The organism is Kribbella sp. NPDC059898 (genome assembly GCF_042730855.1).
GTDB lineage: Bacteria > Actinomycetota > Actinomycetes > Propionibacteriales > Kribbellaceae > Kribbella.
Genome location: NZ_JBHWKR010000002.1, coordinates 775,013 through 787,687, shown reverse-complemented (window position 1 = coordinate 787,687; position 12,675 = coordinate 775,013). Strand labels below are relative to the sequence as shown.

At 70.2% G+C, this 12,675-nt stretch carries 13 protein-coding genes; 7 read left to right on the top strand and 6 right to left on the bottom strand.

What is annotated here, in order from left to right:
• Nucleotides 1-16 precede the first annotated feature (16 nt).
• The 3 genes from ACFV9C_RS09320 to ACFV9C_RS09310 are packed head-to-tail and all read left to right on the top strand — an operon-like array spanning nt 17 to nt 1,696.
• On the top strand, nt 17-658 hold the full coding sequence (locus tag ACFV9C_RS09320) for a hypothetical protein (RefSeq protein WP_380192034.1): 642 nt from the start codon (nt 17-19) through the stop codon (nt 656-658).
• 24 nt (nt 659-682) lie between these two features.
• Nucleotides 683-1,255: a hypothetical protein gene (locus tag ACFV9C_RS09315; RefSeq protein ID WP_380192032.1), complete on the top strand. Its 573-nt coding sequence runs from the start codon at nt 683-685 to the stop codon at nt 1,253-1,255.
• Between the two features lie 18 nt (nt 1,256-1,273).
• Nucleotides 1,274-1,696, top strand: a complete 423-nt coding sequence (locus tag ACFV9C_RS09310) for a hypothetical protein (protein ID WP_380192030.1) — start codon at nt 1,274-1,276, stop codon at nt 1,694-1,696.
• Between the two features lie 93 nt (nt 1,697-1,789).
• On the opposite strand, the gene ACFV9C_RS09305 is transcribed toward ACFV9C_RS09310, so the two are convergent.
• Nucleotides 1,790-3,202 (bottom strand): hypothetical protein, encoded by a 1,413-nt coding sequence (locus tag ACFV9C_RS09305; protein ID WP_380192028.1) that lies wholly within the window; start codon nt 3,200-3,202, stop codon nt 1,790-1,792.
• A gap of 546 nt (nt 3,203-3,748) precedes the next feature.
• Nucleotides 3,749-4,159 carry a hypothetical protein gene (locus ACFV9C_RS09300; RefSeq protein ID WP_380192026.1) on the bottom strand — a complete coding sequence of 137 codons (411 nt, stop codon included), beginning with the start codon at nt 4,157-4,159 and terminating at the stop codon, nt 3,749-3,751.
• A gap of 285 nt (nt 4,160-4,444) precedes the next feature.
• Between ACFV9C_RS09300 and ACFV9C_RS09295 the strand changes: the two genes are divergently transcribed.
• On the top strand, nt 4,445-4,870 hold the full coding sequence (locus ACFV9C_RS09295; protein WP_380192025.1) for a hypothetical protein: 426 nt from the start codon (nt 4,445-4,447) through the stop codon (nt 4,868-4,870).
• A 5-nt stretch (nt 4,871-4,875) separates the two neighbouring features.
• Here the strand turns inward: ACFV9C_RS09295 and ACFV9C_RS09290 are convergent, their stop codons facing one another.
• The gene (locus ACFV9C_RS09290; RefSeq protein ID WP_380192023.1) at nt 4,876-5,352 is read right to left on the bottom strand and encodes an SCP2 sterol-binding domain-containing protein; all 477 of its coding nucleotides are present in this window, start codon (nt 5,350-5,352) and stop codon (nt 4,876-4,878) included.
• A gap of 127 nt (nt 5,353-5,479) precedes the next feature.
• On the opposite strand from ACFV9C_RS09290, the gene ACFV9C_RS09285 reads away from it, so the two are divergent.
• The 3 genes from ACFV9C_RS09285 to ACFV9C_RS09275 all read left to right on the top strand — a co-directional run bounded on the left by ACFV9C_RS09285 (nt 5,480) and on the right by ACFV9C_RS09275 (nt 9,638).
• Entirely contained in the window at nt 5,480-6,106 is a 627-nt protein-coding gene (locus ACFV9C_RS09285) for a TetR/AcrR family transcriptional regulator (RefSeq protein WP_380192021.1), read from the top strand.
• A 98-nt stretch (nt 6,107-6,204) separates the two neighbouring features.
• Nucleotides 6,205-8,832: a phosphoenolpyruvate carboxylase gene (locus ACFV9C_RS09280; RefSeq protein ID WP_380192019.1), complete on the top strand. Its 2,628-nt coding sequence runs from the start codon at nt 6,205-6,207 to the stop codon at nt 8,830-8,832.
• Nucleotides 8,829-9,638, top strand: a complete 810-nt coding sequence (locus ACFV9C_RS09275; RefSeq protein ID WP_380192017.1) for a biotin--[acetyl-CoA-carboxylase] ligase — start codon at nt 8,829-8,831, stop codon at nt 9,636-9,638. Before ACFV9C_RS09280 ends, ACFV9C_RS09275 begins: the two co-directional genes overlap by 4 nt.
• Here the strand turns inward: ACFV9C_RS09275 and ACFV9C_RS09270 are convergent.
• The 3 genes from ACFV9C_RS09270 to ACFV9C_RS09260 form a co-directional block, all read right to left on the bottom strand.
• Nucleotides 9,616-10,110: an MOSC domain-containing protein gene (locus ACFV9C_RS09270; protein WP_380192015.1), complete on the bottom strand. Its 495-nt coding sequence runs from the start codon at nt 10,108-10,110 to the stop codon at nt 9,616-9,618. The genes ACFV9C_RS09275 and ACFV9C_RS09270 overlap by 23 nt on opposite strands.
• Entirely contained in the window at nt 10,110-11,009 is a 900-nt protein-coding gene (locus tag ACFV9C_RS09265; RefSeq protein ID WP_380192013.1) for a helix-turn-helix domain-containing protein, read from the bottom strand. The genes ACFV9C_RS09270 and ACFV9C_RS09265 overlap by 1 nt, the downstream gene beginning before the upstream one ends.
• 150 nt (nt 11,010-11,159) lie before the next feature.
• Nucleotides 11,160-12,554 (bottom strand): OFA family MFS transporter, encoded by a 1,395-nt coding sequence (locus ACFV9C_RS09260; protein ID WP_380192011.1) that lies wholly within the window; start codon nt 12,552-12,554, stop codon nt 11,160-11,162.
• Nucleotides 12,555-12,675: the final 121 nt, after the last annotated feature.

The following is a 12,675-nucleotide window of genomic DNA, read 5'->3' as shown; positions in this document are numbered from 1 at the left end:
GTGACACGATTGCGGCGTGGAGTACGCCGACTTCGACGCGGAACGCCGACGGATCATCCGTGCCTGGGGCACCGAGATCACCGAACCCGAACAGTTGGCGGACGCGGTCCGGCAACTACGCGAACCGGCAGCGAGTGTTGCCGGCCGGGCCGCGGGCACCGCGCCGGGGCTTGCCGAGGTTCGGGTGGTGGTGGCTGAGCGGCTGGTCATGAGGGTCGAACACCACACGCGCATCGACACCTCCCTCACCGACGCCGACCTGACGTCCCCCGCCACCGTGTCGGCCTCCGCCGCGGAAACGATGGTGGCAAGCTCCACCATCCCCACCGCCAGCCGCCCCGCCGCCGTACAGGCCACCACCACAGTGCTCACCGAGGCCTTCGACGAACTCCCCGACCACCTGGCTACCTGGCAATCCACCACCCGCGACATCCCCCGCGAAGCCACCTCCTACGGCGCCGCCCTCGGCGACCGCACCCTCGCCGCCATCCGCACCTTCGAACACCACCCACCCGCACCCGCGCCGGACCTCAGCACCACCCGCTTCGCCACCGACCCCGCCCTCCCACAGCCCCAGGCCGTCCCCAGCGCAACCCAGCCGCGGATGTCGGCAGGATCCCAGGTTCCGGTCAAACCCGCGCAGTCCTACGAGCGCTGACCCTTCGGCTGTCAGGATTGAGGCGTGGAGTATGCCGAGTTCGACACGGAACGCCGACGGATCATTCGCTCGGTAGGGCGGGAGATCACCGACGCTGCGCAACTGGAGGCGGCTGTCGAGCGCCTGCGGGAACAGGCGGCGACACTCTCCGCCGACGCCGACCGCACCCGGGCCTCGGAACAGCTGACCGCCCTGGACGGCCTACTCGCCGAGGCCGCGGAGCCGGAGAACGAGTACGTCCGGCGGGCCTCCGAGATACTGCAGCGCTCAACCGCCCCGGAGGGTACGCCTGCCGAGCAGCGCACCCGGGCCGCGGCCGGCATGGCCGAGATCACCCGGATCGCGGCCTCGGCGCCGACCCGCGGCGACCGCGACGCAGTACTGGAGATGAACGAGCCACTGGCCGTGATCGTCAGAACGTACGACGAGCGTGCGGCGCCGGTCGGCGACGACCGGGGACCCGGACACGAAGACGTGGCCAGGTTCGCCGTCGACCGGGCGGTGGTGCCGCCGGGCCGGATCACTGCTCCGTCGTCCGCGCCCGCGGCCCGCTCCACCGGGTCGGGCGGGCCCGAGGCGCAGGTCCGGGATCGATGAGCATGCGATGATGACCGGATGGAGTACGGGGACTTCGACGCCGAGCGCCGTCGTATCGTGCGCGCCTGGGGAGCCGAGATCACGGACCCGGAGGAGCTGGCCGCGGCCGTCGACCGGCTGCGGGAGTTGGCGCCGACCGTCGACGGCGAGGCCGACCGCGCGAAAGCGATCCGCTACCTGAAGCCGATGGACGACCTCGTGCACGAGGCCCGCACCCCCGAGAGCATTCCGGTGCGAGAGGCGTCCAACTTGATGATCCGGGCCTCAGCTCCGGAGGGTACGGCCGCCGAGCGGCGGGCCCGCGCCGCGGCCGGGATGGCCGAGATCGCCCGGATCGCGTACGCCGCCCCGACCGTCGGCGAGCGGGACGCGGCGCTCGAGATGAACGAGACCCTCGCGCAGATCATCGAGATGGCTGATCGCGGACTGCTGGGGGACTAGATGGCTGAGCGGGTCGTCCGCAGCGCGGACAGTCAGATCCCGGACCTCGACAATGGGCTGTGGGAGCGCGTCCGGGACGCGGTGGCCGTCGAGTCAGGCTCGCGTACGTCGTTGTGGAACGGACGGCTGAACTTCACCGACGATCCGGGGCTTCGCGGTGCGGCGTACAGCAACGGCACGATCGAACTCAACCGCACGCTGGTGGTCCAGCCACTGCAGGAGATGTACGCCACCCGTGGTGAGCCCGCCACCCCAGAGCAGTGGAGCGATCGGCGGAACGCGCTCAAGACGGTCGCCCACGAGTTCAACCACCTGGCCGGGCCGGAGGACTTCACGCACGCCCGGTGGACGGCCGACCTCGGACCGATGGAGTACCGGCCGCTGGAGGAGGGCGTCACCGAGGCCTGGAGCCAGGCGCAGCTCGACACGATCGCCGACCGGACCCTGCCGCCCGACCTGGCCACGCAGGTCAAAGCCGTGCGGGCGCCGCACTCGTACCCGGCGTACGAGCCTGCTGCCCGGGCATTCGCCGACCAGCTCGGGAGCGAGGCGAACCTCTCCGGCGACGAGGTGCTGCGCCGGATGGCGAGTCAGCCACCGATGTCGAAGGGGCGCGCCGCCGCCGACGCCCTGTTCGACAGCTCGGACCTGCCCAACCTCGTACCCGCCAACGAGCAGGAAGCGGTACGCCGACAGTTGGCAGAACAGATCGACAAGGACTTCGGCGCCCTCCGCGACCTCAACGGCAGCACCGCCCCCAACCTCCGCACGCTCTCCCGCGCCCGGGGCCTCGACATCGCCGACTCGGCCGTCGCCACGGTCCACGCCACGGAAACGCAGTACCGCAACCAGTTGGCCCAGCAACAAACCCAGCAACTCCAACAAACGGCCAACCGCGAACACCCCACGGTAGAAATCCCCCGCGTCCAGCAGCAGGCCCAGCAGCAGCCTCAGCAGCAGTTCCCGAGGCTTCAGCCGTTGCCGCCGAGACCGCTTCAACCACCGAACCAGCAAGCTCAGCCGCAGATTCCACCGAGGCCGCAATACCCACCATTCCAAGCCCACCAGCAACCGCAGACACCACCGCGCCCACCGCAGCAGACCCCTGGCCAGCATCAGCAGCAACAAGGTCCTGGACAAACCCAGCAGGCACAGTGGTGGAACCAGCCTGTCCAGCCACAGCCACAGACACCGCAACAACAACCGCCCCATCCCCAACAGCCGGGCCAGTCGCAGTATCAGCAGCCGCAGCAGCCTGCGCAGTGGCAGCAGCCGCAGCAGTCTCCGTATCCGCAGCAAGGGCCCGGGCAGACCCAACCGCAGCGGCCAAGCGCAGGGCAGTCGCCGCAAGGCCAGTGGTGGCACCAGTCCCCCAATACTCAGCCGCAAGCGCAGCCCCAACAGCCGACCCAGCCCCAACAGCCGGGCCAGCACCAACAGCCGGGCCAGCACCAGCAGCCGGGTCAGCACCAGCAGCCGGGCCAGCACCAGCAGCCGGGTCAGCACCAGCAGCCGGTGCAGCCGCAGTACCAGCAGCCAGTGCCGCAGCAACCTGCCCAGTGGCAGCAGCCGCGGCAATCGCCGTACTCGCAGCAGCCGCAACCACAACAGGCGCCCATGCAGGCACAACCGCAGCGGCCCAGCGCCGGGCAGCCCCCTCAGGCCCAGTGGTGGAACCAACCACCCCAAACCCAACCCCAAGCACAGCATCAACAGCCGACTCAGCCGCAGTACCAGCAGCCGACCCAACCGCAGTACCAGCAGCCGACTCAGCCGCAGCAGCCTGCGCAGTGGCAGCAGCCGCAGCAGTCGCCGTACACACAGCAGGGTCAGGCAAACCAACAGCCGGGTGCAGGGCAGAGTCCGCAGGGGCAGCAGTGGTGGCAGCAGCCCGCCCAGCCACAGGCTCAGCCGCAGCACCAGCAGTCGGCGCAGCCGCAGTACCAACAGCCTCAGCAGTACTCGCAGCCTGGGCAGTGGCAGCAACAGCCACAAACCGCACCGCGTCCGCAACAGCCCCACGGTCAGGCACAGCCGCAGCAGTCGCCGTACTCACAGCAGGGTCAGCCTCGCCAACAGCCGACTGCTGGCCAGACCCCGCAGGCCCAGCAATGGTGGCAACAGTCCGCGCAACCACAGCCACAGCAACCTCAGCCGCAATACCAACAGCCTGCTCAGCCACAGGCCCAGCAGCAATGGCAGCGGCCCCAGCCGCCGCAGGCGCAGTACCAGCAGCCACAGGCTCAACAACAGTGGCAGCAACCGCAGGCGCAGCAGGCGCACGGTCGGCAGCAGTGGCCGCAGCCGCAGCAGCCGCAGGCGCAGGCGCAGGCGCAGGCGCAGGCGCAGTACCAGCAGCCACAGGCTCAGCAGCAGTGGCCGCAGTCCCACCAGCCGCAGGCGCAGTACCAGCAACCGCCGCAGGCGCAGTACCAGCAGCCGCAGGGGCAGGGGTGGCAGCAAGGGCAGCAGGGTGGTTCGTGGGGAGGGCCGGCGGGGGCTGCCGGGGCTGGTGGGGGTTCGGCGGCTCCGGGGCAGGATGTGGCTGCGTTGCGGGCGGTGCTTGACCATCAGGCGCCGGCGGCTGGAGCAACGCGGGTGCCTCAGGGGCAGGCGACCTCGGCGCGGCGTGGTGGTCCCCAGGGGACCGAGCAGTCGGCCGGACGTGCCACCGACACTCCGAGCAGATAGACAGGCCGCACTCCGGAAGCTGACCCGCGCGGACCGGCCAACTGCAAGGATCGACCCGTGGAGTACGCCGAGTTCGACGCTGAACGCCGCCGCATCGTCCACGCCTGGGGCCGATCGATCACCGACCCCGAGGCGCTCGCGCAGGCTGTCGACCAGTTGCGGGAGCAGGCCGCGACCGTTGATGGCGAGGCACAGCGGGCCAAGGCGATCCGCCACCTGACGGTGATGGACGACCTCGTCCTGGCGGCTCGGACACCGGAAAGCGTTCCGGTGCAGCAGGCGTCCGACGTGATGCTGCGAGCCTCCAGGCTGGAAGGTACGCCCGCCGAGCGGCGGGCCCGGGCGGAGGCCGGGATCGAGGAGATGAGCCGGATCGCCTACGCCGCGCCGACGGTGGACGAGCGGGATGCGGCGCTCGAGCTGAGCGGGCTGTTGATGTCGATCATCGACATGCTCGACGGCGGGGAACTCTGGGAGCCGTAGCCGGCTCAGGTGGGGCCGGTGGTGAAGAGTTTGGGGAGGCGGGCGGCTTGGGCGAGGTCGCCGCGGACCGAGAGGCGTTGTTTGAGGAGGGCGAGGACGGGGTCCTCGTTGCCGGTGACGATGCGGAGCAGGGTGGTGGGGTCGGTGCGGATCGCGATGTCGGGGGGAGTGGGTTGCGGGGGGACCGGGGTGCAGCGGCCGTCGTGGACGTGGAGCCAGTATTCGTCGACCTGGCGGCCGGCCCCGCCCGCGCCGGTGATCTGCCAGCTGATGACAGCGTCGAATCCGGCGGCCCGGGCGGGTCGGAGGTACTCCGGCATCCGCCGAAAGATCTCGCGCAACGCGATCTCTCGTACTCCCCCGATGAGTCGATGCCGGAGCTCCCGCTCCGACGTCCGGTCGACCAGTCGAGCGAGCTCGCTCGCGTCCAGGGCGGTCACACCCTCGGACTCGAGCCAGCGGGCACTGCCTCGTTCGGTCATCGACCACCCCCGCGGCAGTTCGTACGGGAAGCTCTCCGGACGCCCTTCGGCGCGGTCGCCGGAAGCGTGTCCGGCGCGCTTCCCTACCAGACTGTAGGAATTTCCTACGGTGTTGTAGCTTTGTCAAGTGGTCGGGGAGGTCGAGAAACGCCGGCGGGCGCCGCACCTCGGGCCGGAGCGGCGGCGGCCCCTGATCCTGGACGCGGCGCTGGAGGTGTTCGCGGCCAAGGGATATTCCGGTACGTCGATGCAGGCCGTCGCCGATGCCGCGGGTGTCACCAAGCCCGTCGTGTACGACTCCTTCGCGAACCGTGACGAGCTCCTCCTGGCGCTGCTCGCTCGCGAGGAGCAGCACCTGGTGATCACGATCGTCGGCGCGCTGCCCCCGGACCCCAGCGTCGGTACGCCGGAGCAGCACGTCCGCGACGGCCTGACGGCGTTCCTGACCGCGGTCGCGAAGCAGCCGCAGTCCTGGCGGATCGTGTTCGGGGCGCAGTACGGCGCCGCGCCCGTCGTCGCGGAGCGGGTCCGGGCGGCCCGCGCGTTCCTGGTCGAGAGTCTCCGGCTGACGTTGACGAAGTCGCTCCCGGACATCTCCGACCCCGACGCGGAGCTGCCGGTGCTCGCCGAACTGCTCGCCGCGATGACCGAGACCTGCGCCCGGATGCTCGTCAACGACGCCACCGACCGCACCCCGGCCGAACTTGCCGAGACCGTTTCCCGCGTCGTCGCGGGCGGTTTCCCCAACGTTTGATCGACATACTGTGAAGTAGCTGAACACACGGTCACGATCGGCTTCCAGTGGGCGGACTCGGCAGCATGGACGGGCGTCCGCCGATAGGGTGGGCGAACGTGACCGAGACCGGTAGTGAGACCCGTACCCGCGCGCGGTTCGAGGTGCCTGAAGAACTCAGGGCCGACGTCCGCCTGCTCGGCGAGATCCTCGGCAAGGTGCTCGTCGAGTACGCCGGTCAGCCGCTGCTCGACGACGTCGAGAAGCTGCGTGAGCTGACCATCGCCGGTGACGGCGCCGCCGCCGAGGAGCTGGTCGCGTCGTGGCCGCACGAGCGGGCCGAGGACGTGGCCCGGGCGTTCACCTGCTACTTCCACCTGACGAACCTGAGCGAGGAGCTGCACCGCGCCCGGGTGCTCCGCGAGCGGGACCGGGCCGGCAGCGAGGCCGTGGTGTCCGAGCTGGCGCAGGCCGTCGAGCAGATCACCCGCGACAGCGGCGAGCAGCAGGCGCGGGCGTTGCTGAACGGGCTGGAGTTCCGCCCGGTGCTGACCGCGCACCCGACCGAGGCCCGGCGCCGCGCCGTACTGGCGACGATCCGCCGGATCACGTCGCTGCTGGACGAGCGCCACGACCCGCGCGCCGGTGACAGCGATCTGGCGGAGAACCGGCGCCGGCTGGTCGAGCAGGTCGACATCCTCTGGCGTACGTCGCAACTCCGCACCAGCCGGCCCACGCCGCTGGACGAGGTCCGGTCGGCGATGGCGGTCTTCGAGGAGACCCTGTTCGACGTCGTCGGCAACGTGTACCGCCGCCTGGACGACGCACTGGCCGGTGACGCGGCCGGGACCCGGACCCCGGTGGTGGCGCCGTTCGTCCACCTGGGTTCGTGGATCGGCGGCGACCGGGACGGCAACCCGAACGTCACCGCCGCGATCACCCGCGAGGCGATGCAGATCCAGGCCGACCACGTGCTGCAGGCGCTGGAGCGGGCCACCGAGGCGCTCGGCCGGTCGCTGACGCTGGACGCCGCGACCACGCCGCCGTCCGCGCCGGTACGCCGGATCCTGGAGGACGCCCGCGCCGTCAACCCGGAGCTGATCGCGGACATCGAGACCCGTTCGCCGGCCGAGCCGCACCGGCAGCTGCTACTGCTCGCCGCCCGCCGCCTGGCCGCGACGCGTTCCCGCGACGCCGACTTCGGGTACCCGCGGTCCGCCGACTTCCTGCACGAGCTCAAGGTCCTGCAGGACTCGCTGGTGACGGCCGGCGCGCCGCGGCAGGCGTTCGGCGAATTGCAGCAGCTCATCTGGCAGGTGAACTCGTTCGGCTTCCACCTGGCCGAGCTGGAGATCCGCCAGCACTCCTCGGTGCACGCGAAGGCGCTCGAGGAGGTCCTCGGCGGCGGCGAGCTGTCCGACCAGACCGAGGAGGTGCTCGCCACCCTCCGGGTGATCGCGCAGATCCAGCAGCGCTTCGGTCCGGAGGCCTGCCGACGGTACGTCGTGTCGTTCACGCGGAACGCCGGGGACCTGGCGGCCGTGTACGAGCTGGCCGACGCCGCGCTCGACGGGCGCCCGATCGAGCTGGACGTCGTACCGCTGTTCGAGACCGGTGAGGACTTGCAGAACTCGGTCGAGGTGCTGGACAACGCGATCCAGCTGACCCGGGTACGCCACCGGCTGACCGCGAACGACCGGCGCTTCGAGGTGATGCTCGGGTACTCCGACTCCGCGAAGGACGTCGGCCCCGTGTCGGCGACGCTGGCGCTGTACGACGCGCAGGCGCGGATCACCGCGTGGGCGCAGCGGAACGCGATCCGGCTGACCCTGTTCCACGGCCGCGGCGGCGCCCTCGGGCGGGGCGGCGGCCCCGCGAACCGCGCCGTACTCGCGCAGGCTCCCGGGTCGGTGGCAGGGCGGTTCAAGCTCACCGAGCAGGGCGAGGCGATCCCGGCGCGGTACGGCAACGCGCCGATCGCGCAGCGGCACATCGAGCAGGTGACCGCGGCGACCCTGCTGGCGTCGACGCCGGCCGTCGAGGAGCGGGCCGCGGCGGCGGCCGACCGGTTCGCGGTGGTCGAGAAGACGCTCGACGAGGCGGCGCGGACGGCGTACCACCGGCTGGTGAAGGCGGACGGCTTCGCGGAGTGGTTCAGCACCGTGACCCCGCTGGAGGAGCTGGGGCAGCTGCCGTTGGGTTCGCGGCCGGCGCGGCGTGGTGTCGCGGTGTCGTCGCTGGAGGACCTGCGGGCGATCCCGTGGGTGTTCGCATGGTCGCAGGCCCGGGTGAACGCGCCCGGCTGGTACGGCCTCGGTACGGCGCTGGCGGCGGTCGGCGACGTGGATCTGCTGCGGGACGCGAACCAGAACTGGCCGTTGTTCCAGGTGATGCTGGAGAACGCGGAGATGTCGCTGGCCAAGACGGACCGGCGCATCCTCGGCCGCTATCTGGAGCTGGGCGACCGGCCTGAGCTGACCCAGCAGATGCTGGACGAGCACGCGTTGACCACCGAGTGGGTGCTCAAGGTGCTCGACCAGGAGCGCCTGCTGCAAGGGCGGCGCGTGCTGGGCCGTGCGGTCGAGCTGCGCAACCCGTACGTCGACGCGCTCAGCTACCTGCAGTTGCGGGCGTTGCGGACGCTGCGGACCGATGACTCGCTGGACGAGCAGCAGATCGTCCGGACCCGACGGCTGCTGTTGCTGACCGTTTCCGGTGTTGCCGCAGGTCTGCAGAACACCGGATGAGTTTCAGCGACCTGGAGCGGCCCCCGCTGGACGAGAAGTTCCTGCGGGGGCGGTTGGTGCGTCCTGGTTCGTTCTGGACGCAGATCGACGTTGTCGCCGAGACACCGTCAACGAACGCTGTTGTGGCGGCTGCTGCCGCAAGTGGTCAGCCTGAGGGGCTGGTTGTCGCTGCCGAGTACCAGTCGTCCGGTCGCGGGCGGCTGGGCCGTACGTGGACCACACCGCCGCGTTCTGCCTTGCTGATGTCGGCCCTGCTGCGCCCAACGAGTGTTGACGCGGCACGGTGGCCGTGGCTGGGCCTGCTGGTACCTCTTGCGGTCGCGGCCGCCGTACGGCGGGTTGCTGAGGTGCCTGCCCAGGTGAAGTGGCCCAACGACGTACTGGTGGAGAACCGCAAACTGGCGGGCATCCTGCTCGAACGCATCGAAGGCCCGGCTGCCGTAGTAGGCATCGGTCTGAACGTCACCCTCCGCGAAGACGAGAAGCCCCAAGCGGCCGCCACGTCCCTAGCCCTAGAACACGCCACCACAACCGACCGAGCCACCATCCTGGCCGCAGTACTACGAGAACTCGCCTCCCGCTACCAGTCATGGGTCAACGCGGCCGGGGACCCCGCCGTAGTGCTTCCTGAATACCGCGAACTCTCCGCCACCCTCGGACAACCAGTACGCGTAGAACTCCCCGACGGCACCTTCCTCGAAGGAACGGCGCGCGACCTGGCGGACGATGGTCGGCTCATAGTCGACACAGCTGATGGCCCTCGACCGTTGGCTGCGGGGGATGTCACGCACTTGCGTCGAGCTTGATGGGGTCACCGGCTTGGACGGAGCCGGTCTCCAGCACCTTCAGGTAGACGCCGACCCGGCCGACGCGAGCAAAGCGTTGGTGGAAGCGTTTGATGCCCATCCGCCCGGACAGGTTTCCGCACGGTGTCCGAGGTGACCGCACCTCCACCAGCACCTCGCCGATCCGCCAGCGCTCACCGATCGCCGCGCCGGTGATGTCCAGGCCCCGGGTCGTGAGGTTCTCCCCGAACAAGCCCGGCGGAATCTCCCGCCCGAGTTCCGCGGCCCACCACTCCGCGTCCTCCGCGGCGTACGCGTAGAGCGCCTTGTCCGGGCCGCCGTGGTACCGCGTGTCGCACTGCCGGTCGCCGTCCAGACCCAGCACACCAACGGAAACCGGCCCGTCCACCGGCCGCTTGTCGATCGCGGTCCAGCGCGTCGGCCCGCGGATCAGTTCGTGCACCACGTTGACCGCCACCAGCACGCCGGTCATCAGCTGATCCACCGGATCGGGTCGCCGCTGTCCAGGTCGTCGCAGCCGGCGTCGTGCAGTGCGCCGGCGACCAGCGTCCGGCGGTACGCCGCGAACGTCAGCACGTGCGCGATCATCCCGCCCGCCGTGTACACCTCGACGCTGTCGCCCGGGCAGACAATCAGCTCGTCCAGCCGGTTCGCCGTACACAGCTCTCCGACCTCACCCGCGAACGCGGGCCCCACCACGTCCAGCCGTCGGCGCATGCTCTGCACGCTCTCGCCCTGCTCGACGGCGAAGTCGTACTCCTGCCCCGCCAGGTTCGCGTGCCACATCCCGAGCTGCCCGACCAGCCGGGACAGCAACGACCGCAGCGTCGGCTCGGCGTCGATGCCCTCGACCGAGATCTCGATCGGCCGGTCCAGCTGCTCGTCCTCCAGCCGCGCTGCCTGGCTGAGCATCTGCCCGAGCAGCCACACATGGTGGTCGATCATCGAGCACACCAGATCCATCGAACTCACCTCGTCCCTGGCCGGCACCCGCAACCCGTTCGGCGGGTGGAAGTGGAGACCGCTCGGCGCCGCCAGCCGGATCCGGTCCGGCCGCCCACGCCAGTGCGCCGGCGGCACGCCGTACGCCCGGGCGAAGGCTCGCGTGAACGCCTCGTGCGACCCGTACCCTGCCTCGACCGCGACGTCGAGGATGCTCCCGCCGCCGGTCAGCAGCCGGTACGCCGCCCGCTCGAGCAGGATCCGGCGCCGCAAGCGCGCCGGCCGCTCGCCCGCGGCCGCCTGAACCATCCGGTCCAGGTGCGACCGCGACAACCGCATCCGCGCCGCCAGCTCGGGTGGTGTCGCGTCCTGGTCCTCCAGGACGTCGGCCAGGACCGAGACGAAAGCGGCGAGCACGTCGGTGGTCATGCCACCTATCGTGCCGCCGCTCGCGTTGTACTACTTGATCGTTTTCGCTCTACTTGAAGATCTTCACCGCGGTGATGAGGGTCTCGATGATGCCGTAGCCGAGGAGTACTGCGACTAGGAGCCAGGAGACCACCAGGCGTGCGCTCTGGTTCATGATGCCGCCTCTACCCTGGACGAGGACTTCTCGTGGAACCGTTCGGCGACCGGGCGGATCAGCAGGTTCGCGACGAAGCCGAGCGCGAGTACGCCGACCATCGTGAACAGCGCGGGCCGGTACGCCGACGCGGTCAGCGTGCCGGGTTTGCCCTCGTGGTCGAGGAAACCGTTGACGATCAGCGGCCCGGCGATCCCGGCCGCGGACCACGCGGTCAGCAGCCGCCCGTGGATCGCGCCGACCTGGTACGTCCCGAAGAGATCCCGCAGGTACGCCGGCGCGGTCGCGAAACCGCCGCCGTAGAAGGAGATGATGATCGCGGCGAGCAGCACGAAGACCACGGTGCTGGTGTGCCCGACCGTCCCGAGCAGGAGGTACGCGATGATCCCGGCGCCGAGGTACAGCGCGTAGATCGGCTTCCGCCCGATCACGTCCGACGTCGTCGACCAGCCGAACCGGCCGCCCATGTTGAAGATCGAGAGCAACCCGACGAACCCGGCCGCTGCCGCCACGGCGACCGTCGACTTGCCGCCGGTGCCGCGGAAGAAGTCCTGGATCATCGGGCTGGCCTGCTCGAGGATGCCGATCCCCGCGGTGACGTTGCAGAACAGCACCACCCACAGGAACCAGAACTGCGGCGTCCTGATCGCGTTCGCCGCCGACACGTTCCCGCTGGTCACGAGCGCCTTCTGCTGCACGGCGGTCGCGTCGAACCCGTCCGGCGCCCAGCCGTCGGCCGGCACCCGGATGTTGAAGACGCCGAACATCATGATCACGAAGTACCCGGCGCCCAGCGTCAGGAACAGCCCGACGAGCGCACCGCCGCCCGCGACCGACGTACTGACGTTCGGGTCGTAGCTGGAGTCGTAGAGGCTGAGCAGTTGCCGGGACAGCGGGCTGGCCACCAGGGCACCGCCGCCGAAGCCCATGATCGCCAGGCCGGTCGCCAGCCCGGGCCGATCCGGGAACCACTTGATCAGCGTGGAGACGGGGGAGATGTACCCGATCCCGAGGCCGATGCCGCCGATCACGCCGTACCCGAGGTAGACCAGCCAGAGCTGGCCGGTGCCGATGCCGAGCGCGCCGACCAGGAAGCCGGACGCCCAGAAGCAGGCCGCGACGAACATCGCCTTCCGCGGGCCGTTGCGCTCCACCCATGTGCCGCCGACCGCGGCGGACAGCCCGAGCATCACGATCGCGATGCTGAACACCACGCCGACCGCCGTCTGACTGCTGCCGAAATGTTTGACCATCGAGGTCTTGTAGACGCTGGTCGCGTACGCCTGACCGATACAGAGATGAACGGCCAGTGCGGCCGGCGGGATCAGCCAGCGGCTGTACCCCGGCGGTGCGACGGTGTGCTCCCGGTCGAGTATCGACAAGACTGCCATCACGGCTTCCTCTCGTCCCCCCAGCTGATAACCCCTCGCGCATACTGGCTCACAGTATGCATCTTGTGAAGTGTTGAACCATCTTTGGAAGCCGATCGTGTCGGGACGGGACAACCGAACC